This is a genomic window from Acidiferrobacterales bacterium (assembly GCA_028820695.1).
Classification (GTDB): domain Bacteria; phylum Pseudomonadota; class Gammaproteobacteria; order Arenicellales; family JAJDZL01; genus JAJDZL01.
Window position 1 is genome coordinate 29893 of record JAPPIB010000052.1, and the last position, 26910, is coordinate 56802.

Genomic DNA, 26910 nt, shown 5'->3' on the forward strand with positions numbered 1-26910 from the left:
TCTCAACGCTGATATTGAGGATGATGGTTTCTGAGAAATTCCCCGAAAAGACTCTCCTCACTCGGTTTATCTTCTGGAATTTCCGTAGAAAGATGTGTGATGTTCAAAAAGTGCCGGTAGTTCAAATTTTCAGTAATGCTGTTTCCTCCCCAAGTGCCGCATCCCATGCTTAATGTAAAGTTCAATCCGCTGGTAAATCCCCCTCCGTTGCCGAAAGTGTGTGCCTGATTGACCAATACCCGAACGACATCCATTTCTTCGGCCAGCGAACGTGCGTGTTTCATATCAGTCGTGTGAATGCCGCAGGAGTGGCCACTGCCCTGGTAGTTCAGTATCTCTCTGACCCTGCTCTTTGCCTCGTCAAAATCCCGGGCACGATAGCAGGTCAAGACAACAGAGAGTTTCTCCCCGGATAACGGGCAGCCGATTCCGGTACCGGATTCCTCTACTACAATAAACTTCGTATCGCGCGGCGCTTCGCTCAAACCAAAGTGGCTGATAAGAACCCCGATGTCCTTTGCGATCAGTTCCCGATTCAGAACGCCATCATCTGACCATAACATTCGCTGAATACGTGCCTTTTCCTGGGTAGTTGCGATATAGCCGCCTTCCCGCTGGAATGCTTTCAGCATGTTTTGGTAGACTGAATCAAGAATAATCACTGAATTCTCGGACGAGCACGAAGTTCCATTATCAAATGTCTTCGACATCCTGATTCGTTCAGCCGCTCGTTCCAGGTCCGCGCTGGAGTCCACAATGACAGGCACATTGCCGACACCGACACCGATTGCCGGCGTACCGCTTGAATAGGCACCGCGGACATTGTTCTGCGACCCGGTTACCACAACCAGGTCGGCGGCTTTCATCAGCGCCTGGGTCGCCTCGCGACTGACAGGACTGGGCAGTATCTGCACGAGATCAGGAGGTGCTTTGACAAGTTCCAGCTGATCCCTGATCAGTTCAACAGTCCTATTGGTGGTATTCCAACCGGCCGGGGACGGGGCAACAATAATTCCGTTTCGGCATTTCACTGCCATCATGCATTTGTTGGCAGGGGTCGCGGCGGGATTCGTGGACGGCGTAACCGCTGCAACCACTCCCACAGGTTTGGCATACTTGACAAGCCCTTTGGCTGGATCCTCCCCAATGATTCCGACTGTGCGCACCCGCATCAGATCTCTCAAGGTTCCGAACGTCTTACGTTTATTCTTGACGATTTTGTCGCGCACATTGCCGAGTCGGGTATCTTCCACCGCCATGTTCGCTAGCTCAGCGGCGTTGCCATCCTCATAAATCGCCCACGCAATTGCAGTTACGATTTCGTCAACACGCTGCTGGTCCGCATCTTCAAGCTCAGACATAGCAAGACGTGATCGACTGACAAAATCTACAACAGATTGGCTGACTGAGTCATTCATTATTCTTTAGCAATCAGTTCTGGTTTGAAACTGGACGATCAATTATAAGTCCATCAACTGGCACATATGAGAACACAGCCTGCAAAAACAGGCATGTCCGTTTATCCAAAGTCAGTTGATTGAGGCAACTGGGTTTGTGGCGATGCGGTATCCATTGGGTCCTGATTGTAGCGTGGCGGAGCCGATTGGACTGCGCTGCACGCGGCGATACGGCGCAATTCGGGCGGATTTCGGGCACAGTGATCCAGTCGCTCCTTTTGTGAGGGGCAACAGGACAGGGGACTGACAGCTGGTGCCGTCAGGTCAATCGAGCAGCGACCTGATAATCAGGCTCAGCACCTCTTGCGGTCAGGCGGCGAAATACTGATTCGACAGGGGGATGTGTTCAAAGCGTCCCTGCAGGCAGATGATCGGGATGGTGTTTTGGTCGGCGCCGCGAGATTCTGCGGCAGGTTGCGCACCCGATGTGGCCTTGGCCGAGTTCCGGACCGCTGTCGAGGCGTCGCAATGCCTTCGAAGTCGAACTTAAGTGTCTGAAAAGACAGACAATACCCGCAGGAGAAAAATGGTGCCAGTCGCGCAGACAGCATCAACTTATCGAAATGACGGTTCGGCAAGTGCGTTCAAGGAACAGGAAAAGGCTGCTTTCGGTCAATAGCCCAACACGCTGTAGTTTCCATCCAATATCAACCGAATGGATACGTACAGACCCAAAAGTGCGCAAGCCACCCAAAATTTATTCAGTGCGAAAACGTATAGAAACAACTCGCGCTTGCTTAGGCGACTATGCCGTCCGACAAAAAAGAAACTCATCCAGTAAACTGACGTAACGTAAAACCATTGCCAGAAGATCATGGTGCCGACAATCCCCACGACCACTGCGGGCAAAAGCTCAACTGTATACAGCACGTACAAAGCCGCGGTCGGAATCAAGGTCGTAAAACCGTTGGCAACATCTGCACTGAACCCGAAAGTCTTTTGTTCAGCGTAAGAATCATCATAGCAGGAATAGGCAGCCCAGACATCAGCCCAAAGCGTCGTAGATACAATCCGTCTCAACGGAACTTTCATGACCAAAAATTCGACAGGCGGGTCTCGCTTCGAGCGACTGGTCCGTTCCCTCCAGTAATGCGTCCGGGTCGCGAGTGAGTCTCTGTGAATAAACAGGCAAATCTCCCAATAGCATATGAGCAGGTTGACCGTAAAAAACAGGCTGAAGATCAAGTAAATGATGTCAAAATTACCATGCAGGCTGTAACGGATGTAATTGCCGGCGAATACGAGCGAGGCGACAAACACCGCGATTACCAACCCAGTCGGCACAGCCCAACGCGGTGAACTTGTATCCTGATCGGACGCCAACGGTTTATCAGGTGAATCAGACATGGTTTGACAAGATGAACTTCCCCGCCAACTGAGGTGAAATTGATTTCGCTTGGTTATAGGTGCCGAAATGGAAAGAGGCTAAAAGGCTCTTCAATAATACGACAATCGATAAGGACGTTGCAAAGCGCACCCTTGCGTCGGTGTGGTCTTGATCGACAACGTTCAGCCAGGGTGCCGGGCGATGAAGACATGCTTTGCGAAAATCAGGTATTTGTCGGCATTTCATATATTCGGAAATATCATGGTGCATAAAATCAACAGCCTAACCCACGGACGTGAAACATAACTCAATCCCCATTCGAATGAGCCTCCTTCATACAACCGGGCGCTCCTGCCTGTTTCCGTAACGCAATACAGGTTTCAGAATCGCCGAACCTATGGCGATATTCGCTGCGCTGGACATACAGTCCAAGGGCATGTAGAGGAAAATACTGCCGGTACAGTGCATAGTCGAGCAGCGCAGTTCGGAAAAACACCCCTGCCATGTCTTGCTTCGGCCATGATCCATCAGCATTTTGCATACCCACCAGGTATTCGACCCCGCGCGATATCAGGTTCCACTGTGAACTGCCTGATTCCAGCAATCCAATCAGCGCCCATGCAGTCTGGATAACCTGACTCTCGTCATGCGCCACATAATGTCCAGACATGGCGCCACTGTAGTGCTCGCCCCATCCTCCGTCATCACGCTGTTTACTCAGCAGCCATTGTGACGCGAGACGCAAATCCGGGTCAGTAAATTTGACTCCGGCTGCACGAAGCCCTCGGATTCCAAACATTGTCCCGTAAATATACTGAATGCCCCACACACCTCGCCACGACCCGTGATTGGTCTGGGTTCGTCGAAGCCAGATTCCAGCTTTATCGATTGCATCGGCTATTTCGTTACCGGCAATATCCGGAAAATGCTGTCTGCACTCACCAAGTGCCGCCATACACGATGCTGTGCATTCCACAAAGGAGTGTTCTGTCATCGATTCGCCAAACATCTCGCTGGGATTGAGCCATTCCAGATCCGTGTTGGTGCGTTTCGCTTCATAGCTGCCAAATCCACCATCTTTATTTTGCGAGCGCAATATGAACTCAACTGCATCCTGAACGACCGAAGGGGCTGTACTTCCGCCCTGGGCCGCAAGCAGTCCAAGGACCGCCTCGGCGGTACAATCTGACACCGGCCAACCATGCCAACCGCCGGCAAAGCACCATCCTCCCTTGGGATCAGCCCGGAATGCCTCGCGATAGCCCTTGAAACTTTCCCTGATCTGATTCTGGTACAAGAACTCCGCGCCCGACTGCAATGCCTGCTCAACCGATTCGCGCCTCGGAATCGCAGCCAGTGCCTGAAGTGCAAATCCGGTATCCCATGATGCGCTTCTTGCTCCGGTTACCCGTAGCCCGGCATCCTCATCTTCCCAAATCCAGCCATCCAATTTCTTCATTGCCTGAACATAATCATCATCCGCCTCATGAAGCCAGACCGCGAGAATATTCAAAAGTCCGCTGACCGGCGAAATGCTGGTATGATTCGTGGTCTGAAGTTCCCATTTGATGCGTTGAAGCATATCGTTCACACATTGAGCACGGAGTCGCTTGCTGTGAAATCGCTCAAAAATCCGTGCGCCCGCGTACCCGACACGAAGCCATACACCAGGACGCTGGAAGAGGTCACCATTTCGTAACCGATTGCGGGCTGAAGCAAAATCCACAGTGTCATAGCCTTGTGGATACAATTCGTCCCGTAACGTCTCAATCAGAGGCGTTACAGGCAATGAGAACCGGTGTGAGTAGATTACCGACATCGCCATATAGATCAGCCGGGTATGACAGTACCAGTTTGAGGGGTGAAGCGCGAATCTGCGGGGCAGACGCCACAACTCTGGAATAATGACGTGCAGCCCGCGCCAGTCGTAAAGATTGAGCATCGCAAGCCAGAACTTCCCCCAGCTCGGAATTCCGAGAGTGCCTTCTTCTTGGATGAAACGAAGTGCCGCTGTCAGCAGCGGGTCGGATCGCTCCATACCCAGCAACCGCGCCGCGACATACACCAATGTTGTCACAAACAGACTGGGGGGCGAGTGATCGTGCATTCCCCAAACACCCTCATCCAGCTGACTTTGCTCAAAATATCGCACTATCCGACGCTTGCGGACGTCAGCAAGTGGCTGGTCCACAATATGGTGCAGCAGTACATATTGCGCGGTCAGCATGGGGCACCAGGTCATCTCACCTTCCCAGGATCCATCATCACCTTGAAAAGATACAAGCCGTGCTGCAGCCACTGTCAGTGCCTCATTCGCGTCAAATGTCGGGCTTGTTTTCGAAAGTTCATGCGATGGTTGAGAGGTCTGCGAAGACATCGACACCAAAAACGCCCGCGCCATGAGATTGAGCGCATGCTTGTGGCGCTCCTGATTGGCATCACCCGCCGTGCGTTGGACAATTACGCCCCGCACCAGCCATGACAAGCGGATTGCAAGCTCACCAATGACATTCAGCACCCTTCGCCAATCCTGCTTACGTAACGAACAGGGAAAATTGTTTTTGACAGCTCTCAGCACTGTCAAATAAAACTCGAACGACAGATTCACCACCGATGTGTCCCGACAGGCAAGCAAGTCAACTGTTCGCAACCGAGCAAAAGCATTGTTGCGCCAGCGACTGTATATCGATCGCCTCAATGCGACAGACTCGACCCGATGGTCAGAAAAAACCTCGTAAAGACCCATCGCCAAGAACTCTGGAGCTCTGCTAGCACGTACGCGCTGTTTCTTGAATTCGGCGAAGTCACGGCCTTCGGACAACGCGATCGCATCGCCGAAAGCAAGCGTCATGCCAACCGCTGTCATGGGATGATAATGGCCGGCCGCATCACCAATCAGCACCCGTTTCGACGTACCATAGAACAGTCGCTGTCTGATATCGTTTGCAGCATAGTGAAACGCCCCCTGCCGAAGCACCTTTTCAAAGTCGGTGCGAAGGGATTCAGGAAGCAGATCGATATAGGAATCCACCAGCATTCCGATTCTGTCCCGTGGAATCCAGAGGTCCAACGGAACGTCTATGATGATCCGAACACGATCCTCGTTCAGGTGGTACATCAATATGGGTCCGGGCCCACCGAGCAACACATGTCCGAATCCGACCTTTGGCAAACTCACGCCATCCAAAACTGCTCCGATCATTCGCGAGCATGACGTCGATTTGGTCAACAGGCCCAAGGACTTGCGCACTATCGAGTTGCGCCCGTCAGCCCCAACGATGCGGTCGGCATGTATAGTCTGATTGACGCCTTCGGTCGAGAATGTGACGCTCTCATCAGCAACCGAGCGAACACGCGCCGGACAGATGAAGTCGATATTTGATTGATCACGCACCGCGCCATGCAATTGTGTGACCAATTCCTCGTGCTCACACGTCATCCCCAATCCGTCGCTCAGATAAGGCAGTGTAATCGAATCGGAATTGTCTTCAGGAAAGATCACAAAGCCTTTCCCCTCAAAGGATTGAAGTTGTGATTCCGGGTCTATCCCGACTTTCCGCAGTATAGTCAGCGCCGGAGGGTGCAGCCACTCACCCGCGAGCCGTTTTGCCGCGTTCGGATTAGCCTCAAGCAACGCCACCTTCGCTCCGCCTTGGGCATGAGCGAGTGCACATACACTTCCCGCGGGACCTGCGCCTACGATGGCCACATCGTAGCGCGACGTCGTGAGGTCGCTCATTGAAATACGCTGCTTTGAGACCTTCTGCTGTAACGAACCGTGCACGGTAATTTGGGGCCTGTAACCCAGCTTCTGTAGTCAGGGGCTGGAATTTCAGATTCACTGTGAAAATCGAAACGGTCAAGCAGCACACTCCAGATCGCCTTGAGTTGCATGATCGCGAAGTGTTTGCCCATGCAGATATGCTTGCCACCACCAAATCCAATCAACGTATAGCGATGCTGTCGATCCTCCGCATCGGGCGGGGCGAACCTGTGTGGGTTAAACCGGTGAGGGTCGACGAATAGATGTGGCAATCGGTGTGATACTGCCGGCGACACCATCGCCAACGTACCGGCAGGAATAACGTAGTCCTTGTAATGCAGCGTCTTGAGCACCTTTCGTACCAGGATGATCAATGGGGGGTGCAATCGTTCACATTCACGCACTGCTCTTTCCAGCATGACCTGCACCTTGAGCGTATCCAGAGTCATCGCCCCGGTCGGGCTGTAGACATCGTTCAGCTCATCCCTGATCAGGGAGACATAGACATGATCCTGCAAAAGTTCCAGACAAATCCAAGTTGCCAATACAGCACTTGTATGGTGACCGGCAAACAACGCTGTAAGCAGAATGCCGGTAATCTCGTCATCACTCAAGGATCTGCCATCCTTGTAATGAGCGTCCATAAGCGCCTGCATAAAGTCATCGTGCCGGGCACCTGTGCGACGCCGCTCCGTCATGATCCCGGTAAAGAGCTCCGCGATGCATTTTCGTGCCCGGTCCCGACTTCGATGCTTGGGAGAGGGAAAATTCGGAAGGAAAAATCCCAGGGTGTTTATTCCGTTTTGCAGTTCATGATAAGCTTCGGCAAATTCTGAATTCAACCGCGAGCGGACTTCCGGTCCAAGCAGACAGCGGCTGGCAATATTGACTGTCAGCTCGTTCATCGCATACGGCAGGTTGATAACACCTTCATCGCCCATCTGATCAGCGAACATGCGGATTTCATCATACATCAGGGTGGCAAATTTTCGCATCGGGGAACCGCGAAGCGCCGGGTATAAAAAACCCAACTGCTCGGACATCAGTTCCGGCGAGACATCGTATGCGACACCGCGCCCAAAAATTGGCACCGTGAACTGATAGACAGCCTTGGCGTTCAACTCCTCTTCGGGCGTTTGGAAATAAAAATCATGGGCGTCAGTGCCGCTGAACAACACGACATCGCGGGTGCCAAGTCGGAATTTGACAAGCTCACCGTGTTCATCCCGGCCGCGGCCCAGCGTGGAAACCGGGTTTTTGACAAATTCAACCAGATTACCCAGCAACGGCCAACCGCCGCTGAGTTTAGGCACAGCAAGATTCGCCGACGGCGCGGGACCAGCGACTTCAGACGAAGGGACCATACAGAACCTCTTTCCTCAATATACGAACGGTACCATCGAATAACGTACCCGCTGTTTGTAATCCGACCACAATTCCCCGTACTTGGTACGACAGCGAATCTCATCGCGTCTGGAACGATGCAGTAACAAGCTTCCAAGCCACAACGGCAACAGGTAGGGAATCCACGAATCGAATCCCGCTGTCAATGCGAAAGCACAATAAATACAGATTTCCCCGGTGTAATTCAGGTGCCGGCCGATTCCCCAAAATCCCGAAACCAACAGTCGCCCGCCGAGAGTCTGTACCGGACGTCCCCAAATCTTAATGTCGGGATCACGCTTGAATCGATGCTTTTGCTCGTTGGCGCCGCGAAAAAGCCAAAATCCAAATACGAAAAGCGCGACGATCAACACTGCCGCCACATTGGAAAGCGGTTGGGTCGCATGTACCAACCACCATCCCACCAGACTGTAAAAGAAAGGAACCAGTACGTAATCGCCCCACACCAACATCCATCCGAATCGCTCAGAGATCATGTCCCAGGTGTGCACCATTCCATGCTCAAACTGAAAGTAATTAAACACGTAGATGAATGTGAACACCTGATAAAGCACCATGGCCAAACTCAGCGTGCCGTAAGTTTCATACTGTAACGCTGCGAACGACAGATTCAGCAACGCCAGTCCTATGAGCGAAGGGCGATAACTGAAAAACTTCAGATCCAAACCAAACCAACTCGGGTTGGACGTAACACCGAAAAAGTAGCCTTGCCAAAATCCTGATGAGGATTCACCGTTGCTGGTACCGTGAAAATACAGCCACAATGACAGCGCAAACGCAAACACATTTGCGACGATAAACAACGCGAAAAAGTGGGCAATCGCCTCACCGAGGGAAAACCACCCCAACATATGAGCGGTAACCACTGCAACAACCGTAATGAGAAACAGCGCAAGACCGTTAATCTTGTAAGCACGTAGCCTGCCATCACTGTCCGGACCTTCGATCTGGTGACCCGGCAGATACACGGAGCCAAGCAAAAGCACTGTGACAAAGACAAAGAATATCCCACCTGCCTCCAGCAGTCTGCTCAAAGACAGCTCGGTCAACGCGATTTGCAATTCAGTCGTTAACAACTGCCATACTCGCTTGTCGTTCCAAACATTCCTGCCATTTGCGCACTGTCACCTCCTGAAACGCTTTTACGACCGGATTGAACTCTATAGGAGGGGCATCCCAGTGTTCCTCGTACGCCCGCTGCTCGGCTTCCACCGCGTACTTGTCCTGCGCAAGCAAGGGGGCGATCAAAAATTGATTTGACAGGTTCATCACCGCATACATGGCGAATCGTGGAAATTTCATTGGCAGAAGAGGGATTTTCAGTGACTTGAAGTAAAACAGGAAAAACACCCGGGTCGTACGCTCGTTGATCGGCAGCACAAACAGCCAATGCTTGATACAGTCATCGGTATTGGACCACTGGTAGGGATACTGATAGCAAAGCTCCATGTAATTGGTGTTGATACTCTTGTGATCAACAAAATATCTGGAGAATCGTCCGCGTCCGACTTGGGTATCGTAGGACAGGTGCACATCATCACCGATGGTTTCAAATCCAATCAGCGTTGCATCATCGAACGGGCGGTACTTGCGATGCAGGTGCGCATGGGTAAAGTCACTGACATTATCGATCACCATTGAATGATGTGCGGCCCACGTGAATACAAGCGGTACGCAAGTCCACCTGTCGCTTCCCTCAAGTTCGGGAATTTCCGGCATCGGGGTCTGCTCAGCCAATTGTGATTCTCCCGGAAACAGCCATATCAATCCATATCGAACTCTTACAGGATATTTTGCGACTACCGGTTTCCCGGTCTTGAGTTTGGATGTATTGACGGCTATGTCTGCACGACAACCTTCCGGGTCATACGCCCAGCCATGGTATGGGCATACGAGGTTGCATCCGTCAACATCGCCAAGTGACAACTTGATCTGGCGGTGCGCACAACGATTTTCCAGGGCATGAAAGGAGCCGTCGGTGGCACGATAAAGTGCAATCGACTGCTTCCAGAAGACAACCTCGATCACGGTTCCCGGCTTGACGTTTCGCACCTGTTCAACGGCATACCAGTAGTTCGGGTCCATGCCAGCGGCGCGCACCTTCTGGCGCAAGTTGCCTGCATCCTCAAACAGCGGTGGCGATTGCCGCGACACAAAACCTGGTTCTAACTTCATGCAGAAATTCCCTTTGCAATAACTAAATTTGTTCTTCTGCCAAACCACTTTCCATTGGACTGGATACCGTTTCAAGTGGTTTTCTCGCCATAGGATTGGTAACTACCCCGCGGCGAAGGTAGTGAAACGCATAAGCTTCGTAAAATGCGTCCCGAATGGAAGTCGGCTGATAACCAAGTTGTTCCTTCGCCTTGGCAAGATTTGCATGTCGACGTCGTTTTAACAGGCGGATTGCACCGGGAGTAAACCTTTGCGGAAAACTCGGGTGCGCGCGGCTGAGGTAGAAGCTCGCCACTTCCGAAAACGCCAGCATCACGCCTGTGGGTATCCGTCGAGCCTTTTTGGGCACGCCTGTAACCTCCGCAAAGAGGTCAACAATTTCGGTAATCGTACGATATTCAGTGGAGAAGATGTACTTTTCGCCCGCTTTGCCGTGCCGCATACATAAAAGGTGACCTTGGACGATGTCTTTTGCTGCAACGAATTCGAAGCCGCCTTCAATGTAAGCACGAAGTTTACCGTGTGTGTAATCGCATAGCGTTCTGCCCAATCTTGACGGGAAATAATCGTGACCACCGACTACTGCGCAACAGGTGGCAACAATCACTTCCTGACCCTTTGCGGCTGCGCGCCAACACTCATGCTCAACAAGCGACTTACTGCGCTCGTACGGCATAGTTCGAATCATGGGATAGAACTGCATGCTTTCGTCGGCGGGTATTGACGGGTTGTCGAGATTATGACCGACCGCACTGAAGGATCCGGTGACAACCACCCGCCCGGCTTCCACATCGCGAGCTGCCTGCAATACGTTTCGTGTGCCGGTCACATTGCTTTCGTAAATTTCCCGGCGGTGAGCCCGATTGCCGTCGATGGTGGAAATCTTGGCGGCAACGTGATAGACACCCTGACATCCTTCCATTGCCCGTGTGGTGGCATCAAGATTTCGGATATCGCCGTAGACACGCTCAACATCCAAATTTTCCACTCCCTCGTTATTGTCTTCGTGCCTCAACAATATCCGCATACGAACGCCATCCGCCAGCAGGCGATGTACAAGATTTGCACCGACATGACCCGCCGCTCCGGTTACAAACACAGGCGGCGACGACCGGCTGACTGAATCATTCAACTTTTGCTGCATTCCACGGTGGCGCAAGTTCCGGACAACCAACTGTAGGCACCCTGCTATCTGCAAGGGTATGATTCCTTTCTTGTTGCATATTATACGTGAACAGACTGCGCTACAAGCGTGTTCGTTATCCCCCAAATCGGCAAGTAAGAAGGTAAAGACGATGCCAATCGGTCGAATTTCACGATTCGACACACTTTCATCCCGCCGATTCCATGCCGATCAGGTCATGATGCCGGCAATTGTCCTATATCTCCCGGATTGCACCGGCATACCTGCGTCATCCCCGCCATGGCGCCATGCGCCCGCCTTGCCCGCAACGACAATCCGTAATCAACCGCAACCCAAGCCGTCAACCGCCTCGCATGACGGACCGCATGGCCGCCTGTCGCATAGATGTGAAACCGGATCGACGGCGCCCGCGCTGCCATCCACCTGCCCGGCAGCATCATCCGCAGCAGACACAGCAGATTGCAAGCCAGCGCATTGATCATGACCCACACCGCATTGGCTCCAAAATCCCCGCACGGCAGCCTGGCGCCGGGAAAGTCGCTCCGAAGCTGTTTCAACTTGTTCTCCGAGGTCTCGCCACGCAGGTTATACCAGTGCACGACCTGATGATCCGTGCGGTCATCGAGATTGGTCGCAATCGCACGATACACATACTCCCCACAGGCCACACTGTCATCACCGGCCTCAAGGAACGTGTTGAGGCTCACATTCTCTCTCTTGCCGATGCACTTTCTTTGAACCACCAGCGCAAACGCCTCGGTGCGCTCCATCACATGCACCGTACGCGCCACCTCCTGACTGCGCGACTCGGTACCGTCGGCATGCACCAGCGGCTTCCAGTGCCCAGCCGCAATCGAACCGATCGACTCCTTGACCGTGCCGTCCATCCGCGCCCGGATCACAAAGCGCTTGCCGGTCTCCATCAGATAGCGGATCAACTCGTTTTGGTAACCGGCCGCATCAATGCGAACCTTCGACACCGCCACCCCCTCAGGCAGTGACGCCTCACACTGCCTGACAAATTGCAGATTGTCCTTGTTCGGCAGCACACTACCGTCTCTACACCGACAGATTGCTTTTTGCAGTTGACTGCTGAAAAAGTTGCTGCTCGGAAAAACAATCTACCCAAGACAGATCGTGTTGTCGCAGTTTATACCGGAAAACACGAACAAATGTTCCGGATCAGTTCGGGACAAAACCTGGCTTTGAGCACGGTCTAATGTTGGAAATGACACAGGAAACGAGACCTGTTGGCACTGCCATTCGAGAATTGTTGGTCTATTGTCGATGTCATGACCTGGCAGACATGGAATCGGCAGGCTGGAAGAGTGTCGGACCGTGAAAACCGACCGCCTGGTCCCGCTTTTGTAAATTTACTTGCCGATTTGGGATGCACACAAAGTTGAATGAAATTCAGTTTGGTACAATAATCAGCGATCTGGAATCTTGTCGCAGCGCCATCGGTCGACAGGAGGAATTCCACATTGTCATTCAGGGTGATTTAACAGAATCTTGGAGTGTGTCGACACGTCAGGATCAGCGCGATCAGCATGGAGAGAGATCTTTAGTGAAACGCAGAATTGCAATTATAGGTGGTGGGATGTCAGGAGTCGGTACCGCTTGGGCACTCCAGAAACATCCGGATTTATTTGATTTCCAACTGTTCGAAGCACAATCGCAACTTGGTGGCAATGCGATCACCGTCGAAATGCCGCAGAGCGACGGAACAACTATTCCATTTGATATTTCTGTCACTGCGTGCATTCCCTCGGCGTACCATCATGTCGTCCTTTTCATGCAGCAGAACGGAATCGAAATTATCGATACAAAATTCAGTTACAGTGTGAAATACCACGGAGGTGTCTACGCACACGACTTTGACTCGGACATTCGGCGCGAACTGCAGTCAGAAATCAAGAAATTCCAAAAACTCCTAAAGTTTCTGAAGTGGATCGGCACAGTGAACCGATCCAAGTCCAGAGTATTGAATGCAATAAATCCATTCAATTACGTCAGTATGGGGACATTGCTCAATTTCGGTAAGTTTTCAGGAGGTTTCAGATACAAGATACTCAAACCGATGTTTGTCAATTTTCTGATGGCGACAAACGTATTCGACATGCCGGCTTCCTTATTTGCACGCTATCTGGAATTTTTCGACATTGAGACGGAAACGCCCATGCAAACGTGGAATCAGGGTTCGCAACGCGTCTACGAAAAACTGTCCGCAGATTTTCTCGACAGGATCCATCTCAATCGGCCTGTTCGAAAGGTCTACCGACATCCGGACAAGGTGGTTGTCGAAGACGCCGACGGAAAGACTGAAGTCTTTGACGATGTCGTCTTTGCTTGCAATGCAAATCAGACACTCATGATCCTGGATAAGCCAACGTTGATGGAGAACTGGCTCTTGTCCTCAATTCGCTATGAGAGCGAACTGCACAACCACACAGTTGTTCATTCAGATGCTTCGGTCCTTCCCGATAGCGAGGTCAGGGCGCTGGAAACTCGTAGCAATCACATCGAACAGTATGGTTCCCGACCTGACAACTACGAAATAACCTACATCATGCACAACCAGCAACCTTGGGCAAAGCGATCGGAAAGACCGTGCTTGGTTACGTACAATCCGATCACCCCGATAGACTCCGGCAAGGTCATCAAGAGATGGTGGTTTCAGCATATCGTACACGATGTACGTCACGCCATCGTGTCAGTTCAACTGTTTCGATTTGTCCAGGGAAGAAGAATGACCTGGCATTGCGGGGCCCATACCCTGATCAACAGTCAGGAAACTTGTTTTGTTACGGGACTGATAACGGCCAAACAGTTGGGAGCAGACTATCCATTTGACGATCCTGAGGCAGCGAAATGGTTCAACTTCTACGGTCGCCTGATGTATGGACGGCGATTCAAGAAAGTTAAGCTGGCGATTGGCTCACATTGAACGTTGTTTCAGGAATATCCGCGTTACAAGATTGATATGCATCAGTCTTGGAATCAAGTTTATACAACTGTTGACGAAAGAATCGACTCTTGAGCGCCGCCACGAGCGACACGGTACAGGTATTGGATCAAGTTGGTACCGGGTGTTCCGCGGCACGTAGTCAGAAATTCAAGGTAAAAGTTGTACTGACCACCTGAACTTGTCGCATGTTCTGAACGACGACGGATATGACAAAGCGCAATTCATTGAACGTACACGTCAAGGTTGAAATATAATTCAGGCGCGAGAATCACTGACCAACGTCACACGGCGAGAGCATGAACGATCTGCCTTTCATCCACCGTCCAAATGCAATTAGCCGCCAACCCCGCGTAGCGGCGATGCCCTCATCAAAGAAACCGAGGTGTCATCCTAAACGAATGGAGTTCTTGCACACGTCCGGGTGAACAACAGTAAAGACTCGAGATGACTAAACTGTTCGATACAGCAATTGCAGTTGTAACGCTTGTAAGCGTCCTATTGTGTGCAACCGCATGGTCTGATTCCAATTTGACAGCTGGAAGTGCGGAAGAGGCGGGACAGCGATTGGCAACAGAAGCCCGTGCGCGCCAGGCGGGATTCGGCAATTACACAGCCAGCCTGCGTATGGTGTTGCGCAATAGACAGGGCAAGGAAAGCAACCGGGAACTGCGGCTGAAAGTCATCGAAGTAGAAGGCGATGGAGATCAGACCCTATTTGTGTTCGACCGTCCGTCCGATGTGAAGGGAACCGCATTTTTAGTCCACGGTCATAAGGACAAACCAGACCGTCAGTGGCTGTACCTGCCGGCATTGAAGCGGGTGAAGTCGATCACCTCTTCGAATCAGTCCGGCTCATTCATGGGCAGTGAGTTCTCCTATGAGGACATGGGTGCGGCTGAAGTCGAAAAATTCGACCATAAATATCTCGGAGACGAGGCATGTGGCGAATTTCAGTGTTATGTGCTTGAAAGAGTGCCCAAGAGTGAAGATTCCGGATATTCCCGGATGGAAATCTTACTTGATCAACAGGAGCTTCGCGTCATCAGTATCCGATATTTCGATCGCAGACAGGAACACCTCAAGACGATGACGGCAGAAGGTTATGAGGTGTTTCTCGATGAATTCTGGCGCAGTAAAACAAATACCATGACAAACCACCTCACAGGCAAAGCTTCAATGCTTCAGTGGTCAAATTTTGAATTTCAAACCGACCTTAACCACAGAGACTTTTCAAAAACTGCATTGAAGCGAGTCCGTTAGTCATTTGCATCCCCAATCGAAATACTTTCTGTGAGGCCATGATCCAAATTTTCTCGAAACCACAGTTAACCTTCTCCAAACTACTTCCGAGAGTTGGCGCACCAACTGCCTGAGTCACGACGACGACCCCGACCTGTCTTCGTGTGATACTCACATTCAACGACAAAACAAAGTTTGCATATGGTCAACCGAGTCAATCAATTCGAACAGCAATCAATAACCGTTCTTGAAGACCTGTTGGTAATGTTGCTCAATCCTCAATCAGGTTACTTCTATCAGGTCGCCGGTTGGAACATGAACTGTGCGGCCATCGGTGCCGTTCTCGCTGAGTTGTCCCTGCTGTTCCGCATCGACACTGATTTGGAAAAATTAATCGTGTTGGATTCGCAACTCACTGGCAAGAAAAATTTGGATTTTGTGCTGAAGACAATTGCCGCGAGTCCGGTCGAAAGAAGCACGGGATTCTGGATTGAAAATCTCGCCGTGAGCGCAGGAGACCTGATCGACAATTCATTATCCCATCTGGTGGAGAAAGAAATACTGACATACCACGAAGGAGAATTTTGGACTCCGCATGCTACCAGCCAGCACCGTGAGTCAATTGAAGCACGGATCCGCGAGGCGATATTCATGGACAATATCCCGGATCCCAGAGAAGCCATCATCATTTCCCTGATCAATGCCTGTAGCATCTTTCCCTATTTGTATGAACTGGATGAAGAAGTTGTTGAGCGGATTGAATTTCTATGCCAAGTCGACCTGATTGGCAAATTCATCGCCGATTCGGTCAAGCAGAAAATTTCAAGTCCATTACTGCGCGGGGCGACGCTGTCCAAACAAATCCCGGTCGTACCGATTCATAAGCTGATTTTCAATAGACATCTGCGAACCGGTTGGGTTCCAGCATTTTTTTCGGATATTGCAGCAGAATACGGCCCTGTTTTTCGAATCAGGGCGCCGTTCAAAACAATGACCTTTCTGGTAGGGCCGCAGATAACCGAATGGGCACATCGACGCGGGCGCATGCACTTAAGATCCCGCGACTATTTCTCTGACATTGAGAGAGTCTATGGTGCATCCGGTCTGATACCCGCACTGGACGGTGCAGATCACTTTCGTCTGCGCAAGCACATGCAGCCTGGAATTTCGCGCAAGCGGGTCGGCCAACGCCTCCCGGAACTCCTCGAACTTATGGGAAATTTCGTAGCAGACTGGAAAGTCGGCACCGTCCTGCAAGGAACGAGCATGTGCCGACTGATGGTGAATTCACAAATCTCCCCGCTCACTCTCAGCATTGATTCGCAAGATATCGTCGAAGATCTGATCAAATTCAAAGAACGCGCACTGACCACTCATGTCGCGAAAATTCTACCTAAGTTTTTGCTGCATACCTCAGGTATGCGAAAGACATTCCAGGCGGTAAATCTCGCGGTTGAACGAGTCCAAAGCACTCATACCCCGGTACAGCGGGCAAATTGTCCGGTGGACCTGGCAGACGATCTTTTGGGCCTGCACGGTAACGACCCACAATTTATGCCTCAGTCGAACTTGAAATTTGCGCTGTCGGCACCGTTGCTGGCCAGCATGTATCTTGGTGATGCGCTCGGATTCTCGCTGTATGAAATGGCGAATCGACCCAGCCTGTATGATCAGATAGATCGCGAGGCGCAAGCGATTTTTGCCGACGGAATCCCTGATTATTCTCAAATTAACGAGACGAATGCCGATGTCACCGTTCGATTCATGCGAGAGTGTCTGCGCTTGTATCCAATCATACCGTTGGCACTTCGAGCCGTAATGAATTCAGCAGTGGTGGAAGGATTTGAACTGGAAGCTGGACAACAGGTTTTCGTTGTTCAAACCGCTTCACACTACATGGACGAATATTTTCCTGACCCGTACAAGTTTGACATCGACCGCTACCTGCCAGAACGCAACGAACATCGCCAGTTCGCATACTGCCCATACGGATGGGGCACACACCGGTGTCTTGGTGCCAACCTGTTGGAATTGCTACTGACGTTGAATCTGTTGGTGATCGCATACAGTTTCAAATTGGAATTGACACCTTCAAACTACAAAATCGGCTTCAATCCATTCCCCTCGATGTCACCGGACTCAAAACTTAAGTTTCGAGTCGCCGAACTAAAACGTCAAATTCCTGTGTGACAAACGCTCATTGGAGAGCGGCACAATGCACGGATGCATGACTGCCGGAAGTGCACACAGACCATGGTCGAAATCTATGTCTGCGCACAGAGATGCAGTCCTCATCACTGTCTCTCGCACGCAGTAAACGAATCAGACAGTAGGGACTTTTGCCGTTCTATCGCCCTTTACCCTGTCGAGTATCATCAGCAAGGGAGGCAGAAACAAAAAGTCGGCTAGAAGTGCTATCACGACCGTCATCACCATCAACAATCCCAGAGCCTGGTTATTGGCCATTCCTGATGCACCATAAACGATGAAACCAAGCGCAAATATCAGCGTCGTAGAACACAACGCCTTGCCCACCGAGTTGAAAGCCAACTGAATTGACTGCGCCGGCATCATCCCATCCCGCCTGCCTCTCAGGTACTTGGTCAAGAAGTGAATCGTGTCGTCGACGATAATACCAAACGCAATGGCTGTCACCACGGCCGCGGTAACCCCGATTTGGCCGACTGTGTATCCCCAAAGTCCCATTGCCATCGCCGCTGGAACAAAGTTTGGAATCAAGGATATCAACCCGAAACGCAAACTTTTGAACACCAGCATCAGAATCAATGAGACGAAACCCATCGCTATTATCGTGCCGATTAGCATCAGCACGATATTCCGCTTGATTGAGTGCGCTCCGACAATTGTGACACCGGTTGGACCTGGAGTCAATGTAGGCGCATTTTCCTCCAGCCACTGCAACGCTCGATGTTCAAACGCCAGTTTCTCACTTGTGGTCAAAGCCGCCAGCACCACTGTCATCCTTGTAGACGATCGCTCGACATCAATCTGGTTATTCAGATCATGTCCGACCGGCAGGGAAAATTCATACAGCAACAGATACTGCGCTACGAGGTCCGAATCGTTCGGGATGGTGTAAAATTCCGGATTGTCGCCGTTCAGGTTCTTGTTCAAACGCTTGATGATGTCGGTAATGCTGAATACGTGCGTTACCTCGGGCTGTTGACGATTCCAATTGGCAAACTCCTCAACTTGCCTCAGATACTCAATCTCGGTTATTCCCCCTTCCCGTCCCGCACTCAGCGAGTACTCCAACGGATCAAGCCCGGAGAAATTTTCGATTATAAAATCTGCAGACCGTCGGAATTCATACCGCTCATCAAGCAACTTGAGGTGATCATCGTCAAGCTCAATGCGAAATAATCCTGCAAGCAGCACAATCACTACTGCAGTAGATGAATATAGAATCACACGATGCCTGGCAACCACGAATTGTCCGAATCGGTTGAAAATATCGACTCTGCCCTCACGCCTTGGTTTTGCTCGCAATCGAATCACCGATAGAAAGATGGGTAGTAACGTCACCGAATAAACAAACGCTAGCATTGAGCCAAAAGCGACGACATTACCCATCACGCGAAAAGGCGGCATTTCGGAAAAATTCAAACTGAGAAACCCGATTGCAGTCGTCAATGAAGTCAGAAACACGGGCCATACATTCATGCGCAGTGACTCAACAATCGCCTCCGTGCTATCGAGTCCTTCCCTGATTTTTTCCATAACACCGGTAATGATGTGCACACAATGCGCAACTGTAATCGCCATGAGTACGAATATAGACGCAGCGCTCTCAGGATAGAAGCTCATCCCGGTCCAGCCCGAGAATCCGAGCGTTGCCGGGATAATCGCAACGAGCATGAGTACGACTGCGATGGTCCCTCTGATGGAACGCAACATGACTACTGTGAGTACCAACATTATGATCAGGGATGCGGGACCCAGAACACCGAAATCCTCATTCAGCGCATCACGTACCGCGCGATTGAGAATGAGACTACCTGTCATGTGGAATTGAGTCCCCGGATACCGGTCTCGAAACCTGTTCATTGTGTCGTAAAGGGCATCCACAGTCTTCAACTTGGCCAAATTGCGGTCCGAACCCGGCAGCACAAAGCTGACATACACGCCACCAACGCGGCCGTCGCGGGATACCAAACGTCCGGCAACTTCCTCGGTATTCAGTGCAATTCGCTCAATACGCTGCAATTCGCTATCGTCGAGAGATTCAGCATCCTCGACCAGTTCCCGGACAATGAGTTCGTCCTCGACTCCTTCGCTATGGGAGTAGTTCGCAATTGAATCGACTCGAGTGACATACGAAATCTGCCACAGCTCGTCGGTAAAATCTTCGATTGCCGACAGTGTCTGGGAATCGAAGATGCTATCGCTGTCAGGCGTTACGGTAATGAGTACAGAGTCGGAAACTGCGTAGGTATCTTCCAGTTCGTCCAGTGCTAGAAGCCGTGCATCATCCTTGCTGAAGTGATTACGAAAGTCAGCATCCACCGCAATGAGGCGCGGCATGCCGGTGCACAACAATGAAAACACGACAAGGCTTGCGATGGTTGTCAGCCATTTGTGATCCAAAATTCGAACAATGCACGACTTCAGATTCATATATCACCTAGCTAAGTTGTTGGTGGTTGTTCATTCAGGGGAACTATGCAAATGACGCATCAAGAGACACTATATTACGCAGCATTGACTGCCTATGTGGCCTATCATTCCCCCGCTCCTTGCACTCCGGGGATTTCCCGCCCGGCTACGAAATTGGCACGATCCATCCGTGACAAATATTCGTTGACATCGACGCCTCGTGCAAAGCGGTATTGGAAGGATCCCTTAGCCTATCTTTAACGTTTCCGCTTTTGTTTGAGGCTTGGATTTCGGTATTTTAGCCTGATACAAGTGACAATTCCCTCCAATTTGTCAATTTCTCGCCGTTTCAGGGCCGGTTTTGGCGATGTCAGCAAAATGTGGTGCCACTTTTTTTACATTCACTCGATCTTGCCCCAACCCCTTCCGCTACAATACACCGCTTTGTTTATCCGAAGAACCAAATCAGGAAAGTACACTTACCGGCTGATGGAGAATGATCGCATTGGCGACAAGGTCAGATTGTACAGCGTTTGTTTGACCTGAACATGGCACAGGTGTTCAATGCATTGACGAACACCGGTCTTGCGAGCGATCTCAACAGCCAATCATGTCTATGTATATAGTATTGATAATAAAAGATTTAGTGTTTTTTACAAGTCCTGAACGGGAACCAACGAATCGATGTCCGGTCAAGTATCGGACAAATCGGCTGCACGACAATCACCACTTGTTTCACCCAGTCCTTCCAAAATGGGACGAGACGAAAGACGGTTGTCAGAAGGGATTTCAGCTATAAACTTGTAACGAATAGTCAGATAGCGACTCGAAACCAATGAGTCGACTGAAATCAACAGCATTTTTTCAAAGGAGTCTACTGTGAATCAGATCAGCTGGAGCGACTTCGAGCAGGTCGAATTGCGGACCGGTACCATCATCGATGTGCAGGACTTTCCAGAGGCAAGGAGGCCCGCTTACAAAATTACAGCCGACTTTGGAGATGGAATCGGAATTCGAAAATGCAGCGCACAGGTGACCGACCTGTACACCCCCGAGGAGTTGATTGGCCAAAACATCATCGGGGTTGTCAACTTCCCACCCAAACAGATCGGTCCGATGATGTCTCAGTTCCTGCTGACAGGATTTACTCAGGAAGACGGTTCGGTTGTTATCGCCCGGCCGGAACGGCCGGTAGCCAATGGGCTTAAGCTGGCGTGACCTGCTGCCGAGTCAGATTTGATCTTCGCTCAGTGCCATTACGCAAGCAGAGGAATTGACGATACCCTCTGCGTGAGCCCTGAGACGAGGCATGATGTGTGTCGCAAAAAATTCGGCGGTTAGGAGTCTTGCTGAAAGCACATCTTGATCTTCATCTCCCGAATTCAGCAACTCGGAAGCCTCGGCTGCATAAATCGCCATCAGCCAGCCGGCTACTGTCAGCGAGAAGACATGCAGATACCCGACGCTGGCTGCAGCTGGCAGACTTGCATCTTTCGCACCCGACTCCACAACCCAGTCCGTTACGCTTCTCAGCGATTCAAGTCCGGTTTCAGTCGCTTGACAGATTTTCGCTACAGAATCCCCCTGAGTCGACAGCACGTTCAGGGAGTCCTGGATTTTTGTCATGAATCGCAGCACATGACCTTTTTCATCACGCAGGACCTTCCTGCCAATCAGGTCATTGGCCTGAATTCCCGTCGTTCCCTCATAGATCGGCGTAATTCGCGCATCCCTTGAGTATTGGGCCGCGCCGGTTTCCTCAATGAAGCCCATTCCGCCATGTACCTGCACACCAAGATATGCCACCTCATTGCCCATTTCCGCACACCAACCCTTGACAAGCGGAATCAGCAACCCAAGATCGGCAGCATATTCGGATCTCGAATCCGCATCCGGATGGGTTTGGGACAGGTCGAAAACCGCGGAGGTATAGTACGCCAGACAACGCATCGCCTGGACAAGTGACTTCATGGTCAAAAGCATGCGTCGGACATCTGGATGGCGTATGATGGGAACCCGTTCCCTGCTCCCACCCGCGGCACTGCCCTGCACTCTCTGACCGGCATAGTCACGTGCCTGCTGATACGCCCGCTCGGCGATTGCAAGCCCTTCGACTCCAACGGCATGTCGAGCCAGATTCATCATCGTGAACATGTACTCAAGTCCCTTGTTTTTCTCGCCGATCAGATAGCCAATCGCGCCTTCGTTGTCACCGTACGACATGACCGCGGTCGGACTCGCGTGAATACCCAGTTTGTGCTCCAGAGAAACGCAGCGCAGATCGTTTCTCTCACCAATTGATCCGTCGTCGTTGACTAGAAATTTTGGAACAATGAACAGCGAGATTCCCTTGACGCCATCCGGAGAGTCAGTACATCTTCCCAGCACAAAGTGAATGATGTTTTCGGTCAGGTCGTGCTCGCCGTAGGTGATGAAAATTTTCTGTCCTATCAATCGATAGTGATCCCCCTCAGCAACCGCGCGGGTACGGATCACGGCCAGGTCGGATCCGGCATGCGCCTCGGTGAGATTCATCGTGCCTGCCCACACACCAGTAACCAGTCGTTCCAGATAGATCGCTCGCTGCTCGTCTGAACCATGCAATTCCAATGCGCGAATTGCACCTTGTGTCAAAAGCGGACAAAGTCCAAACGACATGTTGGCGGAATGCCACATTTCCTGAACAGCGGTAGCGACAAGCCAGGGTAATCCCTGTCCACCATGCGCCGGGTCAAAGGCCAGCCCATTCCAACCATTTTCGATAAACTGGTGATACGCTTCCTTCCAGCCCGGGGGCGTGGTCACTTCACCATCTTCGCAAATCGAGCCGTGTTCATCGCCGACACGATTCAGCGGAGCCAGCACTTCAGAAGTGAACTTCGAAGACTCATCCAATATCGCCGACACCAGTTCATTATCAAGATCGCCGTAAGAATCGAGTTTCAGTATCGAGTCCAGTCCTGCAACATGATTCAATATGAACTCAATGTCGTTCAGGGGAGCAAAATAATCTGACATAAATGGATAATAGCCTCGTGCTATGAAAAATTTTTCGACAGATTATAGCGATTTGAATTTGCGGCAGCGGTCGGTAAGACTCACAAGGTCAGACGCCCAATCAATCATTCGAGATCCCGTGGAACGATAAAGTCCATCAGTTCACCGGAGCCGAGTTCCACATTTCCTGATTCATCCATCTGAACTTCACAAACAAGCGTGGCGGCGGTCGGATATCGGAGAAAATCAGCATGTGACGGCAATGATCGAAGTATGGACTGCGCGAAATACCCGATTCCTGGGTTATGGCCCAGTACAAGCGCGGAACTGGCATCAGTCATCGACAAGACTGACAGAATCGACCCCGCACCGCCGTGGTACAGATCCGGCATGAATTCAACTGTGATCGGTGTCGAAAAACATCGAGCCATGCGGCTCCATGTTTCTCGCGTTCTGACAGAGGTGGAGCTCAGTACGACCTGGGGAATGTGTCCATTCTCAGCTAGCCAGTTTCCGATTGCATCCGACGATCGCCTCCCGCGTTCTGTCAGGGGGCGATCATGGTCCGACAGTTCGGGAAATTCCCAACTGGACTTTGCATGTCGTGTGATGATCAGTTTCATGTGTTTCGAACTCCGTGAATTGAGGGGGCTTGCATGCCAATCACACCATTGTAGCCGCATAAACTCAGGCAAAAGTTTTGTTTGACCGCAATATTCATCATCGGCGTTCTCGATCCAGATTGATCACCGAACGGAACTGATCGGAAACGAACCGAAACCAAGCACAAAGGCGCATCCTCATCAGCCCCCGCTTCCAGCTCGCCGGGTTTCTGCGGATACAGCCCCCTCCAATCCTGTTGATCCGTAAAGCCAGTCAATCTGATCGTACCAATCCTGCGGTGTGCGAGCCGACATGACAGCATTTCGAAGCGCTGCGTGCGCACCACTTGGATGATAGATGTGATCGCCGATTGCACGGGACTGCAGTTGCACTCGTGTTGTACGCAGGACCCTGCGCTGGTTATAAGCGGCAAACGCATTGCCAATTTCAGTACCATGGCTGTCCATTTCAGCTGCCAGGCAGACAGCATCTTCCATCGCCATGCATGCACCTTGAGCAAAATACTGCAGCATGGGATGTGCAGCATCTCCGAGCAGGCACACTTTGTCGTCTACCCAATTCATGATCGGTTCCCGATCACACAGCACCCACAGTTTCCAGTGCGTTGCGCAATCAACAATCTGTCGGGCAATGGGCGCAATATGCTCAAAACCCTGTCGCACCTCATCATGGCCGACCGACTTCCCCACAATCGGCTCCGGAGCGTCATTGTGGCAGGTCGCCACCAGATTGTAGGCATCCCCGCCTTTCAGGGGATAGTGCACAATGTGGCATTTCGGTCCCGCCCACAATGTCGCTGCATTCCATCGAATCTCCTCCGGCATCTGTTCTGCCGGGATTACCGAACGATAGGTAGTATGACCAGAAACGCGCGGATCGCCATCGCCCGCAACCTGCTGCCTTATGGTCGACCACAGTCCATCAGCACCGACCAGTCCCCTGCCCTTCACCTGCTTTCCAGACTCCAAAATCGCAGTAACCGACTGCGCGTCTTGCTCATATCGCTCAACACCTGAACCAGCACGAAGCTCAACCAGTCCGTGATCTTTGCATGCACTGAGCAACACATCATGCAAATCGCTTCTATGAACGACGGCATAGGGGTTGCGAAAGCGGCGGCGAAACACCTCGCCAAGCGGAATTCGCGTGATCCGATCGCCCGTCAATGCATCCATCAGCAGCAAATCGTCGATGTAGACCGCCAAATCACGCGCGGCATCTCCAACTCCCAGATAATCAAACGCATGGAACGCATTGGGAGCAAGCTGGATGCCCGCTCCGATCTCACCGAGCCGGGGCGTCTTTTCCAGCACTACACAAGGAATTGCCTTTTGTGCCAACCCCATCGCCAGGGCCAGTCCACCAATCCCGCCGCCTACTACAATAACCGGTGATTCGTTCAATTTCATAGTGACTGGTAGTCGAAGAGACTTTCAATCATTCCTGTACCATCGCAGCAGCGCAGTGCCGACATTACAGATCAGATAATCATGACTGTTGGACAATTCATTCAACTTTATTGACTCCTATTTCCAACCGATTGTTGCAGAATTTGTTCATGATTTGTTTATACAATAATTTCAATCTGTTACAAAGTTCATACTCGGGTTCACCACGATGATCGAAAACCCAAGGAAATTTCTCACTGATCTTTTCTCTCGAGCAGTGCAGGTATCTTCAGCCCGACACTGCCTGCCTCCCTACATCAAGGCATTGCAGGACCGGCGAATTCACGCAATTGGTGCCGGCAAGGCCGCGGGTGCGATGGCCCGGGCACTCGAAGACAGTTTTTCCGGTGACCTCACAGGAACAGTCGTCACGCGCTATGGTCACGGTGTCGAACTCGATCGCATACAGGTGATTGAGGCCGCCCATCCACTACCGGATGAGCGGGGGATGACAGCCGCACAGACAATCGTAGACTCACTGACACAAGCCGACTCCAGTGTGTTGGTTGTCTGTCTGATTTCGGGCGGCGCCTCAGCACTGCTTGCGCTGCCTCACGACGGTTTGAGTCTCCACGATAAAAAGAACATTACGAACAGCCTGTTAATGCGCGGTGCAGATATTCACGAGATCAACACCGTCCGGAAACACCTGTCGGCTGTCAAGGGAGGACAGCTGATGAAGAGAATTTATCCCGCCAGGTCACTTACTTTTTGCATTTCAGATGTGGTCGGTGATGATCCATCGACTATCGGCTCCGGACCGACCATGCCCGATCCGACAACCTGTGATGATGTGCTCCGGATCCTGAGCAAGTTCGATGTTGCGGTACCTGCCACGTTGACCGAACGGCTGAAGAGAGGCGAACTCGAAACTCCAAAGCCCGACGACCCAATCTTCCGGCATGCCGAAACACAAGTCATCGCCCGTCCGCAATCCGGACTGGAGGCCAGTACTGGACTCGCGACCGCAAGCAATTGTCGAGCGGTCATAATCGGCGACTCGATCACTGGTGACACCAACATTGCTGCCCAATACCATGCCGACTTGGTACGCAAAAAGTTGACAGAAGATTCTGAACACAGGCCCTTCGTACTGCTGTCAGGTGGTGAGACAACTGTCACCGTAACGGGCAAAGGAAGAGGTGGACCCAATACACAATTCGCGCTGGCGCTCGCGGTTGAACTTCAAGGTGAGGCTTCGGTCTATGCAATCGCCTGCGATACCGACGGAATCGATGGAACAGAAACCAACGCTGGCGCACTCATCGATCCGACCACGCTGTCAAGGGCTGAACGCACAGGTCTGGACCCTCGGAAATTTCTGACCGAAAATGATTCTTATGGATTTTTCAGCCAACTGGGCGATTTGGTCGAAACGGGACCGACCCTGACCAACATCAACGACTTTCGCGCGATCCTGGTGAACAAAATTCCGGACTAGCCGACTGCCTTTGCCAGTTCTTCCTTGCGAATTTCCTTGTAGCGGTTCTCAAATTCATCCTTGACCGAAATTGCGGCATCCCGCGCACTTCCGGAAACTTCGTACGGACGGCCTTTTGACCACTGCATCAGGTATTCATCTGTTCCCGCAAGCTTCAGTTTCATTGCAATGAGGTCAATCAGCTCCTGGAACCGCTCACTCATCAGTTCTTTATGAACTCCCTGATCATCCCTTGCTTCGACAACGGATGGGATATCCTTCCAGTACAGTATCGTCACTTTTGCCATAATCAACCTCGTTGGCTTG

18 protein-coding genes are annotated in these 26910 nt (G+C 51.4%); 5 read left to right on the forward strand and 13 right to left on the reverse strand.

What is annotated here, in order from left to right:
• Positions 1-2: 2 nt before the first annotated feature.
• The 8 genes from OXI60_09890 to OXI60_09925 all read right to left on the reverse strand — a co-directional run bounded on the left by OXI60_09890 (position 3) and on the right by OXI60_09925 (position 12343).
• Positions 3-1418 (reverse strand): aldehyde dehydrogenase family protein, encoded by a 1416-nt coding sequence (locus OXI60_09890; protein MDE0310126.1) that lies wholly within the window; start codon positions 1416-1418, stop codon positions 3-5.
• Between the two features lie 651 nt (positions 1419-2069).
• On the reverse strand, positions 2070-2804 hold the full coding sequence (locus OXI60_09895; protein MDE0310127.1) for a hypothetical protein: 735 nt from the start codon (positions 2802-2804) through the stop codon (positions 2070-2072).
• A gap of 287 nt (positions 2805-3091) precedes the next feature.
• Positions 3092-6523 carry an FAD-dependent monooxygenase gene (locus OXI60_09900; protein ID MDE0310128.1) on the reverse strand — a complete coding sequence of 1144 codons (3432 nt, stop codon included), beginning with the start codon at positions 6521-6523 and terminating at the stop codon, positions 3092-3094.
• Positions 6520-7911, reverse strand: coding sequence for a cytochrome P450 (locus OXI60_09905; GenBank protein ID MDE0310129.1), 1392 nt, complete (start codon positions 7909-7911; stop codon positions 6520-6522). Before OXI60_09905 ends, OXI60_09900 begins: the two co-directional genes overlap by 4 nt.
• A 15-nt stretch (positions 7912-7926) precedes the next feature.
• Entirely contained in the window at positions 7927-9027 is a 1101-nt protein-coding gene (locus tag OXI60_09910) for a DUF1295 domain-containing protein (GenBank protein MDE0310130.1), read from the reverse strand.
• Complete coding sequence (locus OXI60_09915; GenBank protein ID MDE0310131.1) at positions 9014-10126, reverse strand: aromatic ring-hydroxylating dioxygenase subunit alpha; 1113 nt, start codon at positions 10124-10126, stop codon at positions 9014-9016. The genes OXI60_09910 and OXI60_09915 overlap by 14 nt, the downstream gene beginning before the upstream one ends.
• A 22-nt stretch (positions 10127-10148) precedes the next feature.
• Positions 10149-11258, reverse strand: a complete 1110-nt coding sequence (locus OXI60_09920; GenBank protein ID MDE0310132.1) for an NAD-dependent epimerase/dehydratase family protein — start codon at positions 11256-11258, stop codon at positions 10149-10151.
• 227 nt (positions 11259-11485) lie between these two features.
• A complete protein-coding gene (locus tag OXI60_09925; protein MDE0310133.1) occupies positions 11486-12343 on the reverse strand; it encodes a transposase in 858 nt (285 codons plus the stop codon).
• Between the two features lie 494 nt (positions 12344-12837).
• Here OXI60_09925 and OXI60_09930 point away from each other — a divergent pair, with 494 nt between their 5' ends.
• From OXI60_09930 to OXI60_09940, 3 genes are all read left to right on the forward strand, one after another.
• Positions 12838-14217, forward strand: a complete 1380-nt coding sequence (locus OXI60_09930) for an FAD-dependent oxidoreductase (protein ID MDE0310134.1) — start codon at positions 12838-12840, stop codon at positions 14215-14217.
• Positions 14218-14682: 465 nt separating this feature from the next.
• Positions 14683-15498 carry an outer membrane lipoprotein-sorting protein gene (locus OXI60_09935; GenBank protein ID MDE0310135.1) on the forward strand — a complete coding sequence of 272 codons (816 nt, stop codon included), beginning with the start codon at positions 14683-14685 and terminating at the stop codon, positions 15496-15498.
• Between the two features lie 180 nt (positions 15499-15678).
• Positions 15679-17667 carry a cytochrome P450 gene (locus OXI60_09940; protein ID MDE0310136.1) on the forward strand — a complete coding sequence of 663 codons (1989 nt, stop codon included), beginning with the start codon at positions 15679-15681 and terminating at the stop codon, positions 17665-17667.
• A gap of 132 nt (positions 17668-17799) precedes the next feature.
• Here the strand turns inward: OXI60_09940 and OXI60_09945 are convergent, their stop codons facing one another.
• Positions 17800-20115, reverse strand: a complete 2316-nt coding sequence (locus OXI60_09945; GenBank protein MDE0310137.1) for an MMPL family transporter — start codon at positions 20113-20115, stop codon at positions 17800-17802.
• An 858-nt stretch (positions 20116-20973) separates the two neighbouring features.
• Between OXI60_09945 and OXI60_09950 the strand changes: the two genes are divergently transcribed.
• A complete protein-coding gene (locus OXI60_09950) occupies positions 20974-21312 on the forward strand; it encodes a tRNA-binding protein (protein MDE0310138.1) in 339 nt (112 codons plus the stop codon).
• Positions 21313-21324: 12 nt separating this feature from the next.
• Here OXI60_09950 and OXI60_09955 read toward each other — a convergent pair whose 3' ends face one another.
• From OXI60_09955 to OXI60_09965, 3 genes are all read right to left on the reverse strand, one after another.
• The gene (locus OXI60_09955; protein MDE0310139.1) at positions 21325-23112 is read right to left on the reverse strand and encodes an acyl-CoA dehydrogenase; all 1788 of its coding nucleotides are present in this window, start codon (positions 23110-23112) and stop codon (positions 21325-21327) included.
• 104 nt (positions 23113-23216) lie between these two features.
• The gene (locus OXI60_09960) at positions 23217-23714 is read right to left on the reverse strand and encodes a histidine phosphatase family protein (GenBank protein MDE0310140.1); all 498 of its coding nucleotides are present in this window, start codon (positions 23712-23714) and stop codon (positions 23217-23219) included.
• A 180-nt stretch (positions 23715-23894) separates the two neighbouring features.
• Complete coding sequence (locus tag OXI60_09965) at positions 23895-25124, reverse strand: 3-hydroxybenzoate 6-monooxygenase (GenBank protein ID MDE0310141.1); 1230 nt, start codon at positions 25122-25124, stop codon at positions 23895-23897.
• 208 nt (positions 25125-25332) lie between these two features.
• Here OXI60_09965 and OXI60_09970 point away from each other — a divergent pair, with 208 nt between their 5' ends.
• The gene (locus OXI60_09970; protein ID MDE0310142.1) at positions 25333-26604 is read left to right on the forward strand and encodes a glycerate kinase; all 1272 of its coding nucleotides are present in this window, start codon (positions 25333-25335) and stop codon (positions 26602-26604) included.
• Here OXI60_09970 and OXI60_09975 read toward each other — a convergent pair.
• Complete coding sequence (locus OXI60_09975; GenBank protein MDE0310143.1) at positions 26601-26891, reverse strand: virulence factor; 291 nt, start codon at positions 26889-26891, stop codon at positions 26601-26603. The genes OXI60_09970 and OXI60_09975 overlap by 4 nt on opposite strands.
• Between the last annotated feature and the right edge of the window lie 19 nt (positions 26892-26910).